The sequence below is a fragment of the Sphingomonas sp. genome (genome assembly GCF_965200105.1).
In the GTDB taxonomy this organism is placed as follows: domain Bacteria; phylum Pseudomonadota; class Alphaproteobacteria; order Sphingomonadales; family Sphingomonadaceae; genus Solisphingomonas.
On the sequence record NZ_CBDATN010000003.1, the window covers coordinates 417207 to 438430 of the forward strand.

Below are 21224 nucleotides of genomic sequence, written 5' to 3' on the forward strand. Positions count from 1 at the left end.
CGCATGCTACGCCTGCTGAAGACGCTGACCGTGATCGGCTGCGCGATGCTGTTCGTGCTGAGCTTCAACGTGCTCGCCGTGCTGGGCTGGAGCATCGTCAGCGGCAACGCGATCACCAAGCTGCATCCGGCCTTCTTCATCCTGCTGCTGGTGGCGATCGCGGGCGTGCTGTCGGTGCCCTCGGTCTACGCGCGGCTGCTCGCCAACAAGCTGTACCTTTTCTATCTCGCCGCCGGCATCCTCCTGGTGTTCCGCGCCAGCTTCATCGCGGCGACCGGCATCACCGGCGGCGAGCTATCCGCCGCGATCATCACCTGGGTGCTGCCGGCGGTCCTGCTGCTGACGCTCCAGGCTTTTTCCTCGCCCGAGCTCGATCGCATAGGGGTGGCGATCCGCATCTTCTTCGCCGTCAATTCGACGATGGGGCTGGTGGAGCGCGTGCGCGGCACCCACTTCTTCCCTTCTCTTGCCGAAGGGATCGGCGATCCGCGCGCCACCGCCTTCTTCGGCCATCCGCTCAACGCCTCGCTGCTCACCGGCCTGATGATCGTTCACCTGGCGTCCGCGCGGAGGAGCAAGGTGCCCGTCGTGTGGCGCCTGCCGGAAATGGGCCTGCACGGGATCGCCATGTTCGCGTTCGGCGGGCGCTCGGCGATGGTCTTTTCCGTGGCGATGGTGATCTTCAGCGCGATCTGGGTCCGCCAGGAAGGCGCGGAGCGCAAGGTCGGGGCGATCCAGCGGATGCTGCCGCTGATCATCGCTGGCGCCGGGCTGGCGTTAGTCTTCCTGCCGCTCGACTTCGTGGACGCGACGATCGACCGCTTCTCCAACGACTATAAGAGTTCCGAGACGCGCAATTCGGCCTATCAGATGCTGGGCTTCCTCAACACGCACGACTGGCTGTTCGGCATGGACGCCAATCGCCGCCAGATCGTACAGACCTTCTTCCACAGTCCGCTCGGCATCGAGCTGTGTTGGATCGCGCTCATCATGACGTACGGCATCGTCGCGGTGCTGCCGATGATGGTGGCGCTGCCGCTGCTCCTCTACAGCATCATGCGCACGCTCGATCGCTCCGCCTTCTACATGATGATCTACTTCCTGATCGTCACCGCCGGCTCGCTGTCGCTGGGCTCCAAGTCGCTGCTCATCGCGCAGGCGCTGATGATGATGCTCGCGCTGTCGCAGCGCCGGCTGATGCCCGCGCGCGCGGGGCGGCGGGAGGCGCCCGACATCTGGTCGCAGCTCAGCGAGGCAGGGCCCGCGCCGGCGCGCCAGCCCCGCCTATGGGACGAACCGGTCGCCGCGCAGGAGGAAGCGCGCGTGCCGTCGAGCGAGCGCCCGGCCGCTCGCTTGTGAGACCCGGCGACTTCGGCCATAGGACCGGGACGGGGATCGGCGGGGCCGGGGGAGAGACGATGGCTGCGCGCAATCGGCGGCGTCCGCGATCGGGCGCGATCCCCACCGTCATGGTGGTCGGCGCGCGCGGCATCCCGGATGTCGAGGGCGGCGCCGAGAAGAACGCCGAGATGCTGTTCCCGCTGATCGCGGGCGCGGGCTATCGCGTCATCCTGCTCGGCCTCAAGGACAAGCTGAAGGGCGATAGCTATCGCGGCGTCGAGCTGATGCCCGCGCCTAACAGGCGGCTGCTCAAGACCGACAAGCTCTTCTACTATCTGTACGCGATCTCGACCGCGCGCGCGATCAAGCCCGACGTCGTCCACCTCCAGGGGCTTGGTGCCTCCTTGTTCCTCTGGGCCTACAAGCTGATGGGCGCGCACGTCGTCGTCCGCTACGGCTCGGCCGACTATGTCGTCGACAAATGGGGGCCGATCGGGCGGATGGGCTTCCGCCTCGCCGAGTATCAAACGCGCTTCGCCGACGCGGTGATCGCGGTCGCCCCCGCGCTCGCCGACCGGCTTGCGAAGAGCGGCATCCGCGACAACGTCCACCTCATCGCCAACGCCGTCGACGAGCCCGCGCCGCTCTCGCATCTTTCCGCCACGCCGCCCGAGGAGCAGGCACCCTTCGTGCTCGCGGTCGGGCGCGTCACCGCGCAGAAGAACGTCGCCCGCATTATCGAGGGCTTCCGCATCTTCTGCGACCGGACGGGCTGTCGCCACCGCCTGCTGATCGCGGGCGGGCTGGAGGAGACCGCCTATGTCGACGCGCTCCCACCGCTCCTCGACGACCGCATCGTGCTGCTCGGCCGCTGCACGCGTCAGCGGCTGGAGGGGCTGTACCACCGCTGCGCATTGTTCGTGAACGGATCGGTCCACGAGGGCAGCTCGAACGCGGTGCTGGAGGCGATCAGTCGCGATTGCCCGATTATCCTCTCGGGCATTCCAGAGAACCGCGATTTCGGACTCGACGACGCAATCTTCTTCGATCCCGAAAGCCCGGAGGCGATCGCCGAAGCGATGGAGCGCGCGCTCGCCGAGCCCGAACGATTCCGCGCCGATCGCAAGCGCTTCATGAGTTGGCCGATCGTCGCGCAGAAGACGCTGGCGGTTTACGAGAAGATCCTGGCCTGATCGCGTGACCAGCGCCACGGCCGGCAGCCGCCGCCGCGTCCTCTTCGTCATCAACTCGCTCGCCGGCGGCGGCGCCGAGCGCGTGATGACCTCGCTGATCGCCGCCTCCGAGGATCGGCGCGACCGCTTCGACATGGCGCTGGCGCTGATCGACCAGGAACCGCGCCATTATCCGGTGCCCGACTGGCTGGAGGTGCACCAGCTCGACGGCCGCATGAGCCTGCCGCGCTCGATCGGGCAGGTGGAGCGGCTGGCGCGCCGCTGGAAGCCCGACCTTTCCCTCTCCTTCCTCACCCGCGCCAACATCGCGACGACGATCGCCTCGCTGCTGCACCGCCATCCCGGGATCATCAGCGAGCGTGCCAACACCACCGGCCACTTCAAGCCCGGCCCGTCGGGACGGGTCGCCAAGGGACTGATCCGCGCCACCTACCCGCGCGCCGCGCGCGTGGTGGCGCCCTCCGCCGGCATTGCGGAGGATCTTGCCGATGCGTTCGGGGTCGCCGAGCGCCGGATCGTCACGATTGCCAACCCGGTCGATGCGGCCCGCATCCGCGCGCTGGCGCGCGAGCCGGCGACGCCGCCGGTCGCCGGTCGCTATGCGGTCGCGGTCGCCCGGCTCGCGCCCAGCAAGAATGTCGGGCTGCTCGTCGACGCGCTGGCGGCGAGCGGCAGCGACCTATCGCTCGTCATCCTCGGACAAGGGCCGGAGCGTGCGCGGATCGAGGCACGGGTCGCCGGGCACGGCTTGAGCGATCGCGTCGTCATGCCCGGCTTCGTCGCCAACCCCTATCCTATCGTTGCCGGCGCCGCCTGCTATCTCAGCGCATCGAACGGTGAGGGCTTCCCCAACGGCCTCGTCGAGGCGCTCGCGCTGGGCGTGCCGGCAGCGATGGCTAACTGCGCCTCCGGCCCATCCGAGATCCTGGCCGACATGCGTCGGCAGGACGTGCCCGGCCTCCACGAGGGGCGCTACGGCATCCTCGTGCCGCCCAACGACGTGGACGCGATGGCGCGCGCGATTGCGATGGTCAGCGAGCCCGCGCGGGCCGAGACGCTCGCCGCCGCCGGACCGAGCCGCGCCGACGAGTATAGCGTAAAGGCGGCGACCGATCGCTACTGGCAGGTGATCGAGGCGGCTTTGGACCGCCGGCACTGACCTTCCGCCGGATTACATCGGTGCAAGCCCGTCGCTGCGCTCTGGCCCTGCGGCGCCGATCGGGCTAGCGCATCGGCCGGCAAGCGGAGGGCTGACATGGACGACGATCGCGCCACGACGGGCGGCCTCAACCGCCGGGACCTGCTGGGCCTCGCCGTCTCCACTTGCGCGGTCGCGTCCGTCACGCGCGGCGCGCTCCACGCCAGCGACCTGCCGATCCCGGCTTCGGCACCGCTCGGCAACCTCGCGGCATTGCGCGCGCGCGTCGGCGATCTCAACCCGGCCGCGCTCGCAGCATCGAGGGGGCTGGTGTTCGGCAGCGCGATCAGCGTTCAGCCGCTGCGCAGCGACCCGCTGTATCGCGCGACCAACCTGCGCGCCTGCAACACCTTCGTCCACGCCTCCGCCTTCCAGTGGCACGAGCTCCAGGCGCAGCCGGACAGGCCGTACAATTTCGCCAACGCCGACACGGTGTGCGCGCTGGCGCGCAGCGGCGGCAAGGCGATCCGGGGCCACGCGCTGCTCGACTGGGCGGGTCTGCCCGACTGGCTGCCGCCCAAGATCATCGCCGGCACCGCCGATCAGGCGGCGGAGCTCCTCCAGGATCACGTCTCGCAGCTCGTCACGCGCTATCGTGGCCAGTTCATCCAGTGGAACGTCGCCAACGAGCCGCTGAACTCGCGCGGCGTGCGGCCCTATGCGTGGCACCAGAAGCTCGGCGAGCATTATATCGACCTCGCCTTCCAGACCGCGCACGAGATCGATCCGCGCACCCCGCTCGCGATCAACCAGAACCTCGTCGAGTCGCAGGGCGACGGCCAGCCGCGCACGCTCCAGAACCTGCTGGCGCTCGTGCAGCGGCTGAAGGGACGCGGCGTGCCGCTCCGCTCGGTGGGCATCGAGGGCCACCTGCAATCGGGCAACCCGATCAACCAGAACGGCCTCGACGACTTCTTCCGGGCGCTGGCGCGGATGGACGTGAGCTTCATGGTCACCGAACTCGACGTCAACGACACCGCGTTCCCCGGCAATCCCGGCACGCGCGACGCCGACATCGCGGTGCTGACGCGCGACTTCCTCGACGTCTGCCTCGCGCAGCCGCGCTGCGAAGGCGTGATCGCCTGGGGGCTGACCGATCGCTACAATTGGCTTGTCAAGGATCCCAAGCGCGGCCGCTCGGACGGCGTGCCGCAACGGCCGACGCTGCTCGACGAGGGCTATGGCAAGAAGCCGTTGTGGGACGTAGTGGTCGATGCGATCGGCCGCGCACGGGGGCCGGGCCGCTACTCGATCCTGTAAGCCTGGCGGTTCAGGCGTAGGTGAGTTCGGCCACGCGCGCCCAGGTCATGCCCTCGGCGTAGCGGCGCGCGGCGGCGCCCATGCGGCGGCGCAACTCCGGCTGCTCGACGAAGCGCGCGATCGCGTCCGCCAGCGCCGCCGTGTCGTCGGTGGGCACGAGCAGGCCGGTCTCGCCGTCCACCACCGCGTCGGGTATCCCGCCGAGCCGGGTGCCGATCGCCGGCACGCCGCGCAAGCCGGCCTCGACATAGACGAGCCCGAAGCCCTCGAATTCGCCGTTGCGGCCCCAGACTGCGGGCAGGCAGAAGAGGTCGGCGGCAGCGAACACGCGCTCCACCTCCGGCCCCGGCAGCCCGCCCGCGAAGGTGGCGCGGACGCCCGTCTCCGCCGCCGCCGCCTTGATCCGCGCGGCGTAAGCGGCGTCGTTTTCCGGGCCGACGACGTGCCAGACGAGCCTGGCCTTCACCTCCTGCGGCAGCAGCCGCAGCGCGTCCGCCAGCACATGATGCCCCTTGCGCTCGACGACGCGGCCGAGCGTCATCATCAGCACGTCGTCCGCCCCTACCCCGAGCGCGGCGCGCGCGCTCTCGCGATCGGGCGCGGCGCCTTCCGGCGGGCGGACGCCGAGCGGCACCGCGCGCACCGTCGCGGCATCCAGCTCGGGAAAGGTGCGGAGCAGGTGCTCGGCGGTGAAGCGGCTGTTGGTGACGGATGTCGCCCACCCGCTCCAGAACCGCACCGCCTTGAGCAGCACCGCGCGCGAGCGGCGGCGCATCATGTTCACCTCGGTGCCGTGGAAGGTGAGCAGCGCGCGCGCCTTCCGCCGGTAGCGGGAGAGCGCCAGCGGCAGGAAGAAGGGCCAATCGATGGCATGGACGACGTCGAACCGCTCGCGGCGCGCGAGCCGGCGGGTCCAGCGGATCTTGTCGAGGATCGCGCGCGGCGTGTTGGCGCCGCCGGGAAAGCGGAGGACGCGGAACGGCAACGCGCCGTCCTCCCCCGTCCGGTCGCCACCATAGGCCGGTGCCGCCACCGTCACCTCGTGCCCCCGCCCCGCGGCCGCCTCGGCGAGCTCGCGCGCGTAGGTGGAGATGCCGCCGCGGAAGGGCGGGAACTCGCTCGTCAGCATCAGGATCTTCACGCGCCCGCTCCCGCCTTGCGCGCGAAGCGGCCGCCGAGCTTCGACCTGAGCGACAGCAGCGCCTTGGCCTCCCTGGGCATCGCCAGCAGCACCAGCCCGACGTAGATGGCGCCGCCGAGCGCCACATAGGCGACCAGCATCGGGGCGTGGCGCGCTACCGGCAGGGCGTATACGGCCGCGCACATCGCCACCGCCGCCGCGACGATCCGCGCGAAGGCGGCGAACGGCGCGCGATAGCCGAACACGGTGCGCGAGAGCAGAAAGCTCAGCGTGAAGGTGGCGAGTCCCGACACCATCGGGCCGAGCGCCGCGCCCGGCACGCCGAACAGCCGGATGCCGATGAAGGTGGAGGCGACCGCGACGACGATGTCGCACGCCGCGATGATCGTCCCGAACTGCGGCTTGAGGCTCAGCAGGAACACCTGGTCCGAGGTGTGCGCGCGCAGATAGCGGAACAGCCCGCCCATCGTGGCGAGCGGAAGCACCGTCAGCGTCACGTCGCGATAGCGTTCGGCGACGAGGATGTTCACCACCGATCGATTGACCGCCAGCAGCCCGAAGGCGACGGGCGCCACCACCAGCGCCACCAGCACCATGTTCTTGGACAATTGCGCGAACGCCGCCTCCTTACCCTCCATCTGCATCTTCTTGACGACGAGCGGGTATGCCCCTGCCGTCACCAGCGTGACAGCGAAGGAAGAGGCGCGGATGCCGAGGCTGTAGCCCACCGAGAACATGCCCACGGCGGCGAGGCCCAGCAGGTGGCTAACGATAAAGCGCGGGGCGTTGATCGCCAAGATGGCGAGGAGCTGCGAGGAGGTCTGCACGCCGCCGAACGAGATCGCCTGCTTGAGGATCGCCGTCGAGGGGCGGCCTATGCGGTGCAGGAAGTCCGACTGCACCACCGCCATGCCGACGCCGATCATCTGCGCGGCCAGGAAACCCGCCAGCACCGCGCCGGGCGTCGGCCCGAACTTCCAGATGCACAGCAGCCCGAACAGGAAGCCGATCACCGGCCCCACCACCTGCACCAGGCTGTAGAGCGTGACGCGCGCCTCGGCCCGCGCGCGATCGGCGTTGTAGTAGTTGATCGAGCGGCTGATGAGGAAGGCCACCGCCAATGCCAGGAGCCCCGGCGTCATCACCGCGCCGAAGCCCCAGCGGACGAGCGGCAGCACCACCGCCGCCTCCACGATCGCCGACAGGATCACCGCCGCTGTCTCCGTGCGCAGGTAGGTCAGCCGCGCGGCCGGATCGACGTAGCCCGCGATGAAGCGCAGCGTGTAGAGGCCCCACCAGCCGAAGAAGGCCGAGTAGCAGACGTCCTGCGTGGCGACGAGCAGCGTGACGGTGCCAAGATCGGCAGGCGCCAGCAGGTGCGCCCAGATCAGGATCGAGGCGAACTGCACCGCCGGCGCCAGGATCTGCGCGGGCAAATAGAGCAGGGTCTGGCGGAGCAGCATCGCCGTCAGGCGGCCGTGTAGCCGCGATACCAGTCGACGAACTTGGGGATGCCCACCGAGATCGGCGTCGTCGGCGCGTAGCCAAGATCGGCGCTGATCGCCGTCACGTCGGCGTAGGTGGCGGGCACGTCGCCGGGCTGCATCGGCTGATAGTCGCGCACCGCCTCGCGCCCGCACGCCGCCTCGATGGCGGCGATGAAGTCGTCGAGCTTCTCGGCGCGGTTGTTGCCGATGTTGTAGAGCCGGTGGGGGGATTTGCTGCCGCCCGCCTTCTCCTCGCCGTCATCGGGGGGCGGATTGTCGACGGCCGCGATCACGCCGGCGACGATGTCGTCGATGAAGGTGAAATCGCGCATCATCTTGCCGCCGTTGAACACCTTGATCGGCCGCCCCTCCAGGATCGCGGAGGTGAACAGCCACGGCGCCATGTCCGGCCGGCCCCACGGGCCGTACACCGTGAAGAAGCGCAGGCCGGTCTGCGGCAGCCGGTAGAGATGCGCGTAGGTCTCGCTCATCAGCTCGTCGGCGCGCTTGGTCGCGGCGTAGAGCGAAACGGGGTAGTCGACGCGATCCTCCACCCGGAACGGCAGCGACACGTTGGCGCCGTAGACCGAGGAGGACGACGCATAGACGAGGTGCCGCACGCGGCGCTGCCGCCCGACCTCCAGCAGGTTCAGGTGCCCGGTAAGGTTCGAGCGCACATAGGCGCGCGGATTCTCCAGGCTGTAGCGCACGCCCGCCTGCGCGCCGAGATGCACGACGCTGTCGATCTCGTCGCCGTCGATCGCGGCGTCCAGCGCCTCGTGATCGGCGAAGTCGAGCTGCGCGAAGCGGAAGCGATCGCCGCCGGGCGACGCCGCGACGTCGGCGAGCCGATCATGCTTGAGCTTGACGGGATAATAGGGGTTGAGATCGTCGATGCCGATCACCGCCTCGCCGCGCGCGAGCAGGTGGCGGGCGACATGCGCCCCGATGAAGCCGGCCGCGCCAGTGACGAGATGTGCCATGATGTCCCCGTATCCGCCGCGCGCTTGTTGCGGAAGCGAAGGTCGCCGGCAAGCCCGCACGGCGCCGCTCGGCGCCCGATCGCGTCGGCGGAGCGCTGAATCCGTTCTCGTTCGGGGCACCCGGTCCTGCGAGCCGGATCGATCGCCCCGTCGGCGCGCTGGACGACGAGGCGTCGCCTTCATGCCGCGGCGCAGCATGGGAGGATGGCGATGCGGCAGGATGCGACGGCGACGTGGGACGATCGCTTTCCGGCGCTCGACGCGATGCGCGGCGTGGCGGCGTTGATGGTGGTGGTGCTGCACGCCTCGCGGATGCTCGCCGGTCAGTGGGTGCCGGGCGGCTATCTCGCGGTGGACCTGTTCTTCGCGCTGAGCGGCTTCGTCATCGCGCACGCCTATGACCGGCGGCTGGCGGACGGGCTGCCCGGCGGTCGCTTCCTGCTGATGCGCGCCCTGCGGTTCTGGCCGCTCTACGCGCTGGGCGTGGCGCTCGGGCTCGTCCACCAGCTCATGCTGGTCGCCACGCACAATCCGCACGCGATGCCGCTCGCCTCGCTGTCGATCGCGGCGACGCTCCAGCTCGCCTTCCTGCCGGGCGCGCTCGCCGGGGGAGCGGGCAATCTCTTCCCGCTCAACGCGCCGAGCTGGTCGCTCTTCCTCGAATTGATGGTGAACGCGGCCTTCGGCCTCTGCTTCGCGTACCTCACGCGCGCGCGCCTGATCGCGGTGGCGGCGGCGGCGGTGCCGTTCCTGATCCTCGCCGCCTTCCACGCCGGCACGCTCGACCTCGGCGCGACGACCGCCACCCTGTCCGGCGGTATGGCGAGGATGCTTTATGCCTTCGCCATGGGCATCCTGATCCATCGCGGCGGCTGGCATCTGCCGGCGCTGCCGCTGCCGATCCTGCTCGCTCTGGTCGTCGCGGCACTCGCGGCGCCGGTGCCCGGGGGGTGGCGGCCGGTCTACGATACGGCGTTCGCGCTGATCGGCTCGCCGCTCCTCGTGGCGTTCGGCGCGACGAGCCGGCCGGTGGCGGGCGAGACCCGCGCGGCGGAGTGGCTGGGGCTGATCTCCTACCCCGTCTACGCCATCCACCGGCCGCTGATCGACCTCGCGACGCCGATCGCGGAGGGCTTGCACCTGCCCGTGATCCTGCGCGCGCTGGCGCTGCTCGGCGGGCTCGCGGTCGCGGCGGTTCTGCTCGATCGCCTCTACGACCGGCCGCTCCGCAAGACGCTCGCACGATTGACGACGCGGCGCCCCGAACGCGCGGTGCCGGAGATCGCGCGCCCGGCGGCGAGCCCCGCGCGGCTCCGGCGTTCGCCCCGGACGGCGCCGGTCGCCGTCCGCGCGGGCCGCGTCGGCAGGCGCGGCCCGGCGACCGTCTCCGCCTGAGGCGCACCAGTTCACACCAGCTTCGGCAACGCCTGCGTCACCGCCGCCGCCGCCAGCAGATGGCCGCTCTCGGTCGGGTGCTTGCCGTCGATCGTCGCGTAGCCGGGCGTGCCGTTCGCCACCCACTTGCCGGTGGTGCCCGCCTCCATCGCGGCGGCAACGTCGATGCAGCCGTCGAACGGCGCCGGCACGCCGCGGGCCCAGGCGTTCACCGACTGGCGCACCGCGTCATACCCGGCCACCGTCTGCCCCGCCAGCGTCGCGAAGCCGTCGCTGCTCGACGTGCCCGGCATCATCGTCGTGAGGTACAGCCCCGAGAAGCCGACACCCTTCAACTGGCGCGCGAGCTGCAAGTACGCCGCCTGCATCTGCGCCGCCGTCTTGCCGCCGGTCACGTCGTTGATGCCGATGGCGATGATCGCGCTCGTGCAGCCCGACTTGGCGAGATAGGCGAGCCGGCCATAGCAGCGCGCCTGCCAGTTGCAGATGCCGTCACCGGGCGAGGTGAAGCCCGCCCAGCGCATCCCCGCGCCCGAAAGCGCGCGTTGCAGGAAGCCCTGCGCGTAGCCGCGATCGCCGCCGTCCATCGCGCCTGTGACGAAGCTGACTCCGCTGATCTGCACCCCCGACCCCGCCGTCTGCCCGACCAGCGTCTGGGTGGCGCCGGGCAGCGTCTGCGCGGGGTTGCTCGCCACGTTGGTGTAGCTGCCGGAATGGATCATGCGGATGCCCGTCACCGCGCCCGACGCGACGTTGGTGATGACGAAGCGGGCGGGCGCGCCGACTGCGCCGGCGGTCGCGCCGGTATCGGGGCTCGTCAGCACGCGGCCGATGTCGTCGCTCGTGTATCCGCTGCCGCCGCTCGCGAACGTATAGGTGCCCGACAGGCCGTAGCCCATCTGCCCGGTGCCGATGCTGTCCGAGACGATCGCGACGGCGCGCGCGTCGTCCTTGATCGCGGGCGTCCCCAGCGCCAGCAGCGGGCGGAGGCACGATCCCGGCGCGGCGTTGACCGATCCGTTGCCCGACGCGGTGAGATCGGCGACGCTGCTGCCCTGATTGAGGTAGCTGCCGCTGGCGAAGGGCTGGCCGTAGTTCAGCGCGTAGTTGCCCGTGCCCGCCGTCGCCACGAAGGCGCGGATCTCGACATAGCAGGGGCCGGTGGCGCCCTGCGGCACGAACGGATCGGTCTGGAACCAGCCCTTAGTGACGGCGGTGCCGCCCGCCGTGGTCTGCGCGGTCAACCCGCAGAGCTGCTGGCCCTCCACCGTGATGGGGATCGGCGCCACCGCCGGCGCCGCCGCCCACGCCGCGTTGCCGGGGCGCGGCATCGAGTTCGTGTTGGCGGTGACGCAGGTGTAGAGCGGGTTGTTGCCGGTGGCCGCCACCGGATACCAGGATACCTGATCGCCGGGCACGTAGCTCTTCGCGGCGTCCCAGGGCCCGGGCACCACCGCGTAGCTCAGGTTCATCGGCGCGGCGACGCTGATGTCGCTCTCCGAGTTGGTGGAGGAGAAGACGCCGCCGAACACCAGGCTGATGCTGTCCGCGCCCTTGGGGCAGTAGAGCACCATGCGGCTCTGATATTTGGTGCTGGTCGACGCGGACGCGTTGGTGGAAAGCGCGGCGTTGTTGCCGACGGGTTGCAACCCGCGCGAGACGCGGGCGGTCTGGCCGGCGGCGGCGAGCGCCTTCGCGGAGGCGGAGCGGGCCTGCTGCGCCATGTCCTGTGCGACGATGTCCATGGCTTACTGCTCCAGCCGGTAGGTGACGGTGCCGGAGGAGAGCGCGACGTCGAGCCAGTAGCTCGCCACCGCCACGCTCTCCTCCGCGACGGGCGCCTGCGCGTTGACGGTGAAGGTGGCGCGCGCCGATCCGTCGCCGAAGGTGAGCGGCAGCTTGGTCGCGCCGCCGTCGACCGAACGGAGCAACCGGACGGTGCCCGTCCAGACGCCGGCGAGCGTCAGCCAGATCGCGCGGCCGAGATCGGGCGCGAACGGCCCGGCGACCGTCGAGGCGGAGGCGCTGCCCGCGAGCGGGGTCGATCCGGCGGCACCGAGCGTCGCCACGGTGGGAAGCGGGTGGCCGCGATCGACGACGGTGGCGCTGCCGTCCTGCGCGGCGAAGCTGACGGCGTGCTCGGGCACGTAGCCCGCGGGCGCGCGGATGACGGGCGCGGTTGACATGGCCGACTCCTTGTTCGTTTCCGGTTCGTTCTGCTTGGCAGACGCGCAACGTGTAGGAAAGCGTTTTTTCCAGATCGGTTCGCAAGGCGGACGGGTGCGTCGGTCCGGCTAGGGTCAAGACGTCGATAACCCTACCGTGCCGCTAACTGAAAAGCCGTTGTCGAGGTAAAGTCGCGCTTCACCTTTTCTGGTGGAGATGCGCTATTGATCTCACCTTAAGACAGACCACGGAGCGAGCCACGAGAGTATTACGATGACTCAGCTATTCGACACCCAGGGAATCGTCTTCAACAGCGGCAACGACAACTTTGCCAGTGCCGAGACCACCAACCAGCTCAAGGCGCTGGCCGCGACGGGTGCGAACACCGTCTCGATCGTCGGCCGCAACTTCCAGTCGGCGCTGACGTCGAACAGCTTCATCGATCAGCCGCGCACCACCGACCTGTCGGTGCTGGGCACCGTCATCGACAACGCCCACGCCGCCGGCCTCAAGGTCACGATCACCCCGCACCTCGACCTGCCGATCGCCACCGATCGCTCGAAGATCGTGCCGACCGACATCGCGCAGTGGTTCAAGAACTATACCGCGCTGATCGTCGACTATGCCAAGACGGCGCAGGCGCACGGCGCCGAGATGCTGTCGCTCGGTACCGAGATGGACGGCGTGCTCAACGCCTCCACCACCGGCTACTGGAACGACCTGATCGCGCAGGTGCGTGCAGTCTATTCGGGCAAGCTCACCTACCAGGCCGGCCCCAACACCACCGGCGACGTGCCCTTCTGGGACAAGCTCGACGTCATCTCGACGGACGCCTATGTCGCCGTCGCCACCAGCACGACGCCGACCGTCGACGACGTCGTCAAGGCGTGGAACACCATCCCAACTGACGAGTGGATGGCCAACAAGTTTGACTCGATGTCGCCGATCGACTTCTACAAGTCGCTGTCGGAGAAGTACGGCAAGCCGATCGAGTTCGGCGAGATCGGCTACCGCAACGTCGACGGCGCCGGCACGCACCCCGGCGATTTCTCGGTCAACATGAACTTCGACGATGCCGAGCAGGCGACGCTCTACCAAGGGCTGTTCAAGGCGTTCGCGGGTGAATCGAGCTGGTTCTCGGGCGTAAACGCCTTCGACTGGACGAGCACCGACATGAAGTGGACGGGCGGCAAGTACCACCTCGCCGGCTCGGCCGCCTTGCCCGTGATCGAGCAGTGGTTCTCGGGCGCCAACAACGCGACCGCCGGCAAGACGGTGAGCGGCACCGTCGCCAACGAGACGCTGACCGGCGGATCGGGCGACGACGTGCTGCGCGGCGGTGCCGGCGCCGACCTGCTGGCGGGCGGACGCGGCAACGACCTGCTCGACGGCGACGGCGGCGGTGCGCAGCCCACCGGCACGATGACGGTCTACGCCTCGGGCACCGCGGCGGCGGGCGTCGCGCCGATCATGAATGTGCTGGTGAACGGCAAGGTGATCGCCACCACGACGGTGGCCGCCGACGGCGCCTCGCACGCCTTCACCTTCGACATTCCCGCCGGCACCTCGCCGAGCGCGGTCGCGCTCGCCTTCGCCAACGACTACAACGCCAACGGGGAGGACCGGAACCTCTTCATCCAGAAGGTGGTCGTCAACGGCACCACGCTCGACCAGAGCCTCGCCACCAACGCGAAATATCCGGGCACGTTCTCGCTCAAGTCCAACGGGCAGCTCGGCTTCGATCTCGCCAGCCGCGCCGACATCATGGGGGGCGCGCTCTCGGGCAACGACACGCTGAACGGCGGCGAGGGCAGCGACACCGTCACCTATGCAAGCGCGCTCGGCGGCGTCGCGGTCGATCTCGGCAAGCAGGGGGCGGCGCAGGATACGGTCGGCGCCGGCCGCGACACGCTGACCGGCATCGAGAACCTGATCGGCTCTCAATTCGCCGACGTGCTGACCGGCGACGCCAACGCCAACGTCATCGCCGGCAATGGCGGCGGCGACTCGATCGACGGCAAGGGCGGCAACGACCTGCTGATCGGCGGCGATGGCAAGGATGCCTTTACGGTCTCCGCCGGCAATGGATCGGATACCATCCAGGCGTTCACGCCGGGCAGCGACGTGATCCACCTCAACGGCTACGGGCTCGACAGCTTCGAGAAGGTGAAGGCGATCGCCACCCAGTCGGGCAGCGACACCATGCTCCACATGGCCAACGGCGAGACGCTGACGCTCTCGGGCGTCACGCTCACCTCGCTGACGCCGGCGGACTTCGGCCTGACGCTCGCCGACACGATCCGCACCACACTCGCCAACTATACGCTCGACGCCGTAAGCCACGGCCTCACCTTCGTGGGCGTCGGCGCGACCACGCTCATCGGCAACGCGCTCGACAACATCATCACCGGCGGTTCGAGCGACGACGTGCTGAAGGGCATGGCCGGTAACGACACGCTGATCGGCGGCGGCGGCAACGACACCTTGGACGGCGGCACCGGCAACGATCGCATGGAGGGCGGCGCCGGCAACGACACCTACCTCGTCGATGCCGCCGGCGACACGGTGATCGAGGCGGCGGGCGGCGGCACCGACACGGTGAAGACGACGCTTGGCGCTACCTCGCTCGCCGCCAACGTCGAGAACCTCACCTTCGTCGGCACCGGCGACGCGACGCTGATCGGCAACGAGCTCGCCAACCTGCTGACCGGCGGCGCCGGCAACGACCGGCTCGACGGCGGCACGGGCATCGACACGATAGCAGGCGGCCTCGGCAACGACACCTACGTCGTCGATGCCACCGGCGACGTGGTGACGGAACTGGCCGGCCAGGGCAACGACACGATCCTGACGAGCCTTTCCACCTACAAGCTCGACGCCAACGTCGAGAACCTCACCTACACCGGCACCGCCAACGCGACGCTGACGGGCAATGAACTCGACAACATCCTCACCGGAGGATCGGGCAACGACACGCTGAACGGCGGCGCCGGGCACGACACGCTGGCCGGCGGCGCGGGCGACGACCTCTACATCGTGGACGCCCCCGGCGGCGCGATCGTCGAGGCGGCGAACGGCGGCCTCGACACGGTGAAGACGTCGCTCGCCACCTACACGCTCGCGGCCAACGTCGAGAACCTGGTCTACACCGGCACGGGCGTCGCCACGCTCACCGGCAACGCGTCGGACAACGTCATCACCGCCGGCGCGCTCGGCGGCACGCTGTCCGGCGGGGCGGGCAACGACACGCTGAACGGCGGCAATGGCGACGACCGGCTGGACGGCGGCACCGGCGACGACGTGATGCAGGGCGGTGCCGGCAACGACACCTACGTCGTCGACTCCGCCGGCGACCAGGTGGTGGAGGCGCAGGGCAAGGGCACAGACACGGTGCTCACCACGTCCGCCAACACCACGCTCGCCAGCAACGTCGAGAACCTCACCTATATTGGCAACGGCGAGGCGGCGCTCACCGGCAACACGCTCGCCAACCTCATCACCGGCGGCGCGGGCAACGACACGCTGACGAGCGTCGGCGGCAACGACACGCTGACGGGCGGGGCCGGGAACGACACCTACGTCGTGACCTCGCTGGCCGACAAGGTGGTCGAGGCGGCGAACGGCGGCAACGATACGATCCGCACCGCCTACGGCACCTACACGCTGGGCGCCAATGTCGAGAACCTCGCCTACACGGGCACCGCCAACGCGACGCTGAACGGCAACGAGCTCGACAACATCGTCACCGGCGGCGCGGGCAACGACAAGCTGTTCGGCATGGCCGGCAACGACACGCTGGTCGGCGGCGGCGGCAACGACGTGTTCGACGGCGGCACTGGCAACGACCTGCTCCAGGCCGGCGCGGGCGACGACACGCTGGACGGCGGCGTCGGCCAGGACACGCTCGACGGCGGCGCCGGCAACGACGTCTACATCGTGGATGGCGCCGGCGACGTGGTGATCGAGGCGGCGGGTGCCGGCACCGACACGGTGAAGACGACGCTGCTCGCCTACACGCTCGCCGCCAATGCCGAGAACCTCACCTACACGGGCACCGGCACCGCGACGCTGACGGGCAACCAGCTCGACAACGTCGTCACGGCGGGGGCGACCGGCGGCAACCTCTACGGCGGCGCGGGCGACGACACGCTGGTCGGCGGAAACGGCAACGACCTGCTCGACGGCGGCACCGGAGCCGACGTCATGAAGGGCGGCGCCGGCGACGACATCTACTTCATCGACTCGATCGGCGACGTCGTCGTTGAGGATGCGGGCAAGGGCACCGACACGGTGAAGACCACGCTCGCCACCTACACGCTGGCCGCGGGGCTCGAGAACCTCACCTTCGTGGGCGCGGGCGACGCGACGCTGACCGGCAACTACTCGGCCAACGTCATCACCGGCGGCGCGGGCAACGACCTGCTCACCAGCGTCGGCGGCAACGACACGCTGGTCGGCGGCGCGGGCGACGACACCTACGTCGTTTCCTCGCTCACCGACGTGGTGAGGGAGGATGCCAATGGCGGCCTCGACACGATCAAGACCGGGCTGCTCACCTACACGCTGGCCAATAACGTCGAGAACCTCACCTTCACCGGCACCAGCGGTGCGACGATGACGGGCAACGCGCTCGACAACGTGATCACCGGCGGCACCGGCGGCGACAAGCTCTACGGCTTGGCCGGCAACGACACGCTGGTGGGCGGCGCGGGCCACGACACGATCGACGGCGGCACCGGCAACGACACCATGATCGGCGGCACCGACAACGATACCTATTACGTCGACGCGGTGGGCGACAGGGTGGTCGAGGCGGCGAACGAGGGCACCGACACGGTGAAGACCACGCTCGCCAGCTATACGCTAGCCGACAATGTCGAGAAGCTGGAGTTCGCGGGAAGCGGCAACGCGACGCTGATCGGCAACGCGCTCGCCAACCTCATCACCGGCGGCAACGGTAACGACGTGCTGCGCGGCGGCGGCGGCGCGGATACGCTGACCGGCGGGCTGGGCGCCGACAAGTTCGCCTTCCTGGAAGGCGATCTCGGCACCGCCAACGGATCGACGCAGACCGTGACGATCGCCGACTTCAACCACGCGCAGGGCGATAAGATCGACCTGTCGGGGATTGACGCCAACAAGCTCGCGGGCGGCGACCAGGCCTTTACCTGGCACGCCAACGGCAACGATCACGTCGCCGGCGCGATGTGGCTGACGCAGTACCAGGACACCACCTTCGTGAACCTGGACACCGACGGCGACGGCAAGGGCGACTACTTCCTGCGCGTGATGAACAAGGGCGTGGCGCTCGCCGCCACCGACTTCGTGCTCTGAACCGGCCGGAGCCGCGGTGGTTTACCGCGGCTTCAGCATTTGCCGTCATGACGCTGCCCGGGCGCGCTTTGGAAGCGCCCGGGTAGCTCGCAAGGACGCGCATGACCGCAGGCCCCATCCGCCGCAACCCGGTGCGCGAGGCGCTCGAACTCTGCCGGCCGCACTTCGTCGCGGCGGCGGTGTTCAGCGCGGTTGCCAACCTGCTTTACCTCGCGCCCTCGCTCTACATGCTCCAGGTCTACGACCGGGTGGTGCCGACGGGCGGGCTGGTGACGCTGGCGGTGCTGAGCCTCGTCGGCCTCGCCGCGCTGGCGACGCTGTCGGCGCTCGGCTGGCTGCGCGCCCGGCTGCTGGTGCGCGCCGGCGCGCGGCTGGACGAGGCGCTGGCCGAGCCCACGCTGCGCCTGATCTCCGCCAGGCCCGGCCTCAGCCAGCTCGAACGCGCCGCCGCGATGCGTGACCTCGATACGTTGCGCGCCGGCGTCGCGGGCACGGCGGCGGCCGCGCTGTTCGACCTGCCGTGGACGCCGATCTACATCATCGCGGCGTTCCTGCTCCACCCCGCGCTCGGCGTCCTGTCGGTCGCCGCCTCGATCGTCATGCTGCTGCTCGCCTGGGGCAGCGAGCGCGCGATCGAGCGGCCGGTGAGGCAAGCCGGCGAGGCCGCAGCCATCGCCAACGCGCGCGCCGGCCAGATCACCGCCTACGCCGCCGAGGTGCGCGCGCTGGGCCTGACGCGCGCGCTCGCCCGGCTCCAGCTCGGCGATCGCGCCGAGGTGTCGCGCCTCCAGAACGAGGCGGCGTTCGGCAGCAATCGCCACAGCCACCTCGCCAAGTTCATCCGGCTGGCGCTGCAGTCGGGGGCGCTGGCGCTCGGCGCGGTGCTCGTCACCGAAGGCTCGGTGTCGGGCGGCTCGATCTTCGCCGCCTCGCTGCTGCTCAGCCGCGCGCTGGCGCCGATCGAGCTGGTCGCGGCGAGCTGGAAGACGCTGCTCCAATCGCGCACCGCCTACCAGAAGCTCTCCGCGCTGCACTCCGGCGAGGTCCCGCGCGACCACACCCGCCTGCCCGCCCCCGCCGGCCGCCTGTCGGTGGAGCATCTGACGGTCGTGTCGCCAGTGGGCGAGCGCGTGGCGATCGCGGATGCGAGCTTCACGATCGAGCCCGGCGAGGTGATCGGCGTCGTCGGCATGAGCGGCGCCGGCAAGTCCACGCTGCTGCGCGCGCTGGTCGGCGCATCGCCGCCGGCACGCGGGCAGGTGCGCATCGATGGCGCCTCGATCGCCGACTGGGAGCCCGAGGAGCTTGCCCGCCATCTCGGCTACCTGCCGCAGAACTTCATCATGTTCCCCGGCACCGTGAAGGAGAATATCTCGCGCTTCCGCGGCATGCTGGGCGAGGAGGAGGCGGGCTTCGATCTCGACGCCGCCGTCATCGCGGCAGCGGAAGGCATCGGCGCGCACGAGATGATCCTGCGCCTGCCCCACGGCTACGACACGCGCATCGGCGTCGGCGGCACCGGGCTGTCGGCGGGCCAGACGCAGCGGGTGGCGATCGCGCGCGCGCTGTTCGGCGACCCGGCGGTGATCGTGCTCGACGAGCCCACCGCCCACCTCGACGTCAACGCGCAGCAGGCGTTCCTCAAGACGCTCGGCCGGCTGCGGCAGCGCAAGGCCACCGTGCTGTTCGCGACGCACAGCACCGACATGCTCGCCGCCGCCGACAAGCTGCTCGTCGTGCGCGACGGCCGCATTGACCGGCTCTCCACGCTCGCCGACGCGCTGCCCGCGCTCGCCCCCGTCTCCCACAACCCGGTGACCGCATGACCGCCACGCTCGCACCCTACGCCCCCGCCACCTTCGCCGATCCCCGCCGCGAGATCGCGATCGGCGGCGCCATCGTCGGCCTGTTCGCGATCGGCTTCGTCGGCTGGTCCGCCGTGGCGCGGCTCGATGCCGCCGTGCACCTGGGTGGCGTCGTGCGCGTCGCGGGCAACCGCCAGGCGGTGCAGACGGCGGCGGGCGGCATCGTCACCTCGCTCGCCGTTCATGAGGGCGATCATGTCCGCAAGGGCCAGCTCCTCGTCGGCTTCGCCACCACCGAGACGGTGGCGCAGGAGCGCTCGCTCGCCAGCCGCGTGATCGGCCTCCAGGCCGAGATCGCGCGCATCCGCGCCGAGCAGGCGGGACGGCGTCACATCGCGGCGCCTGCCGAGTGGGCCGCGCTCGATCCGGACGAGCGTGCCGATGCCGCGCGCGCGATCGCCAGCGAGGAAGCGAACCTCGCCGGTCAGCGCGGGCTGCTCGCCGCCGAGAGCGCGGTGCTGCGCACCCGCATCGCCCAGACCCGAGACCAGATCGGCGGCAACCGCGAGCGCCAGAGCTCCAACGGTCGACAGGCCGCGCTCAACCAGGACGAGCTGGCATCCGTTCAGGATCTCTACCGCCAAGGCTATGCCACCAAGTCGCGCGTGCTGGCGCTCCAGCGCTCCGCCGCCTCGATCGACGGCGACATCGGCGCCACGCGCTCGGAGATCGCAAGGCTGGGCGGCTCGGCGGGCGAGGTCAGGCTCCAGATCATGCAGCTTTCCGAGCAGCGCCAGCGCGACAATGCCGATCGCCTGCGTTCCGCGCAGACCGAACTCGATTCACTGCTGCCCCAATGGAAGGCGGCGCGCGAGCAGCTTGCCCGGTCGGCGGCGCGCGCGCCCGTATCCGGCACCGTCATCGGCCTCCAGTCCAACACCGTCGGTGGTTTCGCGGCGGCGGGGCAGAAGCTGATGGAGATCGTGCCCGACGCGGGCGCGCTCCAGGTCGAGGCGCAGGTCTCGGTGGCGGACGCGGGCGATCTCCACGCCGGCCAGCCCGCCAAGGTCCGGCTCTCGGGCATCCGCGGCACCGGGCTGGAGCCGCTCGCCGGCACCGTCTCGCGCGTCTCGGCGGACAGCGTCACCGACGAGAAGACCGGGCGCAGCTACTACACCGCTACCGTCTCGGTGCCACGCCGCGAGCTCGACCGCGCCGGGAGGTTGGGCGGTATCGACGGCGGCGTCCGGCCGGGCACGCCGATGGACGTGGCGGTGGTGCTGCGGCCGCGCACCGCGCTGCAATATTGGCTGGCGCCGCTCACCGAGCGGCTGCGGCCCGCGCTGTCGGAACGCTGAGGGGGACGCCGCGCCGGCCACGCGCGGCCGGCGGAACCGCTCAGGCGGCGCGGCGCGCGCGCCGGCGATCAGCAGCGATCAGCGAATCCACCACGCGCATCGCGGTCAGCGACACGCGGTCGATCGCAGCGGCGACATCCTGCCCGCCGATCGGCTCGCACCAGGTGCAGGGCTCGCCGTCGAGCACGATGCGCAACTCCACCGCCAGCGTCGGCTCACGCGAGACGCGGACCTTGACGCCAAGGTTCTTATCGAGCGCGTAGGCGAGGAGTTCCGCGCAGGACGATGCGTTTCCGGTCATGCGACGACGATAGCCGCTCGTGCTTAATAAGCGGGAAATGCAAGCCTTATCAACCGCGTCGCGGCTCCGCCTCCCACTGGCCGTGCGCGTTGACGAGGGGCTTGCCGCAGTAGCGGCAGGAGCAACGATACACGCCGCGGTCCAGCGTGGCGGCCGACTTGCGAGGCTCGTGGCGGCCAAGCAGGCAGTTGATCTTGCGCAACATGGGCTTGGTCCTGGCGCTCCGTGGATGGACGCGTCGTGACGCGAAGATGACAAGCGA

Annotated in this window: 15 protein-coding genes; 8 read left to right on the plus strand and 7 right to left on the minus strand. The window is 70.1% G+C overall.

Going from position 1 to position 21224, the window contains the following annotated elements; all coding sequences use genetic code 11:
* Window positions 1-3 precede the first annotated feature (3 nt).
* The 4 genes from ACOFKX_RS14820 (at window position 4) to ACOFKX_RS14835 (ending at window position 4992) form a co-directional block, all read left to right on the plus strand.
* The gene (locus tag ACOFKX_RS14820; RefSeq protein WP_419827846.1) at window positions 4-1359 is read left to right on the plus strand and encodes a VpsF family polysaccharide biosynthesis protein; all 1356 of its coding nucleotides are present in this window, start codon (window positions 4-6) and stop codon (window positions 1357-1359) included.
* A gap of 59 nt (window positions 1360-1418) precedes the next feature.
* Entirely contained in the window at window positions 1419-2534 is a 1116-nt protein-coding gene (locus tag ACOFKX_RS14825; RefSeq protein ID WP_419827847.1) for a glycosyltransferase family 4 protein, read from the plus strand.
* Between the two features lie 4 nt (window positions 2535-2538).
* Window positions 2539-3693 (plus strand): glycosyltransferase, encoded by a 1155-nt coding sequence (locus tag ACOFKX_RS14830; protein ID WP_419827848.1) that lies wholly within the window; start codon window positions 2539-2541, stop codon window positions 3691-3693.
* Window positions 3694-3789: 96 nt separating this feature from the next.
* Entirely contained in the window at window positions 3790-4992 is a 1203-nt protein-coding gene (locus tag ACOFKX_RS14835) for an endo-1,4-beta-xylanase (protein ID WP_419827849.1), read from the plus strand.
* A 10-nt stretch (window positions 4993-5002) separates the two neighbouring features.
* On the opposite strand, the gene ACOFKX_RS14840 is transcribed toward ACOFKX_RS14835, so the two are convergent.
* From ACOFKX_RS14840 to ACOFKX_RS14850, 3 genes are read right to left on the minus strand one after another with little or no spacing between them, the layout of a single operon-like run.
* A complete protein-coding gene (locus ACOFKX_RS14840; protein ID WP_419827850.1) occupies window positions 5003-6133 on the minus strand; it encodes a glycosyltransferase family 4 protein in 1131 nt (376 codons plus the stop codon).
* The gene (locus tag ACOFKX_RS14845) at window positions 6130-7596 is read right to left on the minus strand and encodes a lipopolysaccharide biosynthesis protein (RefSeq protein ID WP_419827851.1); all 1467 of its coding nucleotides are present in this window, start codon (window positions 7594-7596) and stop codon (window positions 6130-6132) included. The genes ACOFKX_RS14840 and ACOFKX_RS14845 overlap by 4 nt, the downstream gene beginning before the upstream one ends.
* A 5-nt stretch (window positions 7597-7601) precedes the next feature.
* On the minus strand, window positions 7602-8603 hold the full coding sequence (locus ACOFKX_RS14850; RefSeq protein ID WP_419827852.1) for an NAD-dependent epimerase/dehydratase family protein: 1002 nt from the start codon (window positions 8601-8603) through the stop codon (window positions 7602-7604).
* A 204-nt stretch (window positions 8604-8807) separates the two neighbouring features.
* Between ACOFKX_RS14850 and ACOFKX_RS14855 the strand changes: the two genes are divergently transcribed.
* A complete protein-coding gene (locus ACOFKX_RS14855) occupies window positions 8808-9998 on the plus strand; it encodes an acyltransferase family protein (protein ID WP_419827853.1) in 1191 nt (396 codons plus the stop codon).
* An 11-nt stretch (window positions 9999-10009) separates the two neighbouring features.
* Here ACOFKX_RS14855 and ACOFKX_RS14860 read toward each other — a convergent pair whose 3' ends face one another.
* Both ACOFKX_RS14860 and ACOFKX_RS14865 read right to left on the minus strand, forming a co-directional pair.
* The gene (locus ACOFKX_RS14860) at window positions 10010-11743 is read right to left on the minus strand and encodes an SGNH/GDSL hydrolase family protein (RefSeq protein WP_419827854.1); all 1734 of its coding nucleotides are present in this window, start codon (window positions 11741-11743) and stop codon (window positions 10010-10012) included.
* Window positions 11744-11746: 3 nt separating this feature from the next.
* Window positions 11747-12184 (minus strand): hypothetical protein, encoded by a 438-nt coding sequence (locus ACOFKX_RS14865; RefSeq protein WP_419827855.1) that lies wholly within the window; start codon window positions 12182-12184, stop codon window positions 11747-11749.
* Between the two features lie 253 nt (window positions 12185-12437).
* Here ACOFKX_RS14865 and ACOFKX_RS14870 point away from each other — a divergent pair, with 253 nt between their 5' ends.
* The 3 genes from ACOFKX_RS14870 (at window position 12438) to ACOFKX_RS14880 (ending at window position 20661) form a co-directional block, all read left to right on the plus strand.
* Window positions 12438-17498: a glycoside hydrolase family 113 gene (locus tag ACOFKX_RS14870; protein WP_419827856.1), complete on the plus strand. Its 5061-nt coding sequence runs from the start codon at window positions 12438-12440 to the stop codon at window positions 17496-17498.
* Window positions 17499-17599: 101 nt separating this feature from the next.
* Window positions 17600-19324, plus strand: coding sequence for a type I secretion system permease/ATPase (locus ACOFKX_RS14875; protein WP_419827857.1), 1725 nt, complete (start codon window positions 17600-17602; stop codon window positions 19322-19324).
* On the plus strand, window positions 19321-20661 hold the full coding sequence (locus ACOFKX_RS14880; RefSeq protein ID WP_419827858.1) for an HlyD family type I secretion periplasmic adaptor subunit: 1341 nt from the start codon (window positions 19321-19323) through the stop codon (window positions 20659-20661). Before ACOFKX_RS14875 ends, ACOFKX_RS14880 begins: the two co-directional genes overlap by 4 nt.
* Window positions 20662-20701: 40 nt before the next feature.
* Here ACOFKX_RS14880 and ACOFKX_RS14885 read toward each other — a convergent pair whose 3' ends face one another.
* Together ACOFKX_RS14885 and ACOFKX_RS14890 are read right to left on the minus strand one after the other, a co-directional pair.
* Complete coding sequence (locus ACOFKX_RS14885; protein ID WP_419827859.1) at window positions 20702-20962, minus strand: hypothetical protein; 261 nt, start codon at window positions 20960-20962, stop codon at window positions 20702-20704.
* A gap of 49 nt (window positions 20963-21011) precedes the next feature.
* Window positions 21012-21167, minus strand: coding sequence for a hypothetical protein (locus ACOFKX_RS14890; RefSeq protein ID WP_419827860.1), 156 nt, complete (start codon window positions 21165-21167; stop codon window positions 21012-21014).
* Window positions 21168-21224 lie beyond the last annotated feature (57 nt).

What these genes read in the sequence shown, in the direction of transcription:
- ACOFKX_RS14820 (WP_419827846.1), top strand. Translation starts at nt 4, where the DNA reads ATGCTACGCCTGCTGAAGACGCTGACCGTGATCGGCTGCGCGATGCTG.
- ACOFKX_RS14825 (WP_419827847.1), top strand. Translation starts at nt 1,419, where the DNA reads ATGGCTGCGCGCAATCGGCGGCGTCCGCGATCGGGCGCGATCCCCACC.
- ACOFKX_RS14835 (WP_419827849.1), top strand. Translation starts at nt 3,790, where the DNA reads ATGGACGACGATCGCGCCACGACGGGCGGCCTCAACCGCCGGGACCTG.
- ACOFKX_RS14845 (WP_419827851.1), bottom strand. Translation starts at nt 7,596, where the DNA reads ATGCTGCTCCGCCAGACCCTGCTCTATTTGCCCGCGCAGATCCTGGCG.
- ACOFKX_RS14850 (WP_419827852.1), bottom strand. Translation starts at nt 8,603, where the DNA reads ATGGCACATCTCGTCACTGGCGCGGCCGGCTTCATCGGGGCGCATGTC.
- ACOFKX_RS14855 (WP_419827853.1), top strand. Translation starts at nt 8,808, where the DNA reads ATGGCGATGCGGCAGGATGCGACGGCGACGTGGGACGATCGCTTTCCG.
- ACOFKX_RS14860 (WP_419827854.1), bottom strand. Translation starts at nt 11,743, where the DNA reads ATGGACATCGTCGCACAGGACATGGCGCAGCAGGCCCGCTCCGCCTCC.
- ACOFKX_RS14865 (WP_419827855.1), bottom strand. Translation starts at nt 12,184, where the DNA reads ATGTCAACCGCGCCCGTCATCCGCGCGCCCGCGGGCTACGTGCCCGAG.
- ACOFKX_RS14870 (WP_419827856.1), top strand. Translation starts at nt 12,438, where the DNA reads ATGACTCAGCTATTCGACACCCAGGGAATCGTCTTCAACAGCGGCAAC.
- ACOFKX_RS14875 (WP_419827857.1), top strand. Translation starts at nt 17,600, where the DNA reads ATGACCGCAGGCCCCATCCGCCGCAACCCGGTGCGCGAGGCGCTCGAA.
- ACOFKX_RS14880 (WP_419827858.1), top strand. Translation starts at nt 19,321, where the DNA reads ATGACCGCCACGCTCGCACCCTACGCCCCCGCCACCTTCGCCGATCCC.
- ACOFKX_RS14885 (WP_419827859.1), bottom strand. Translation starts at nt 20,962, where the DNA reads ATGACCGGAAACGCATCGTCCTGCGCGGAACTCCTCGCCTACGCGCTC.
- ACOFKX_RS14890 (WP_419827860.1), bottom strand. Translation starts at nt 21,167, where the DNA reads ATGTTGCGCAAGATCAACTGCCTGCTTGGCCGCCACGAGCCTCGCAAG.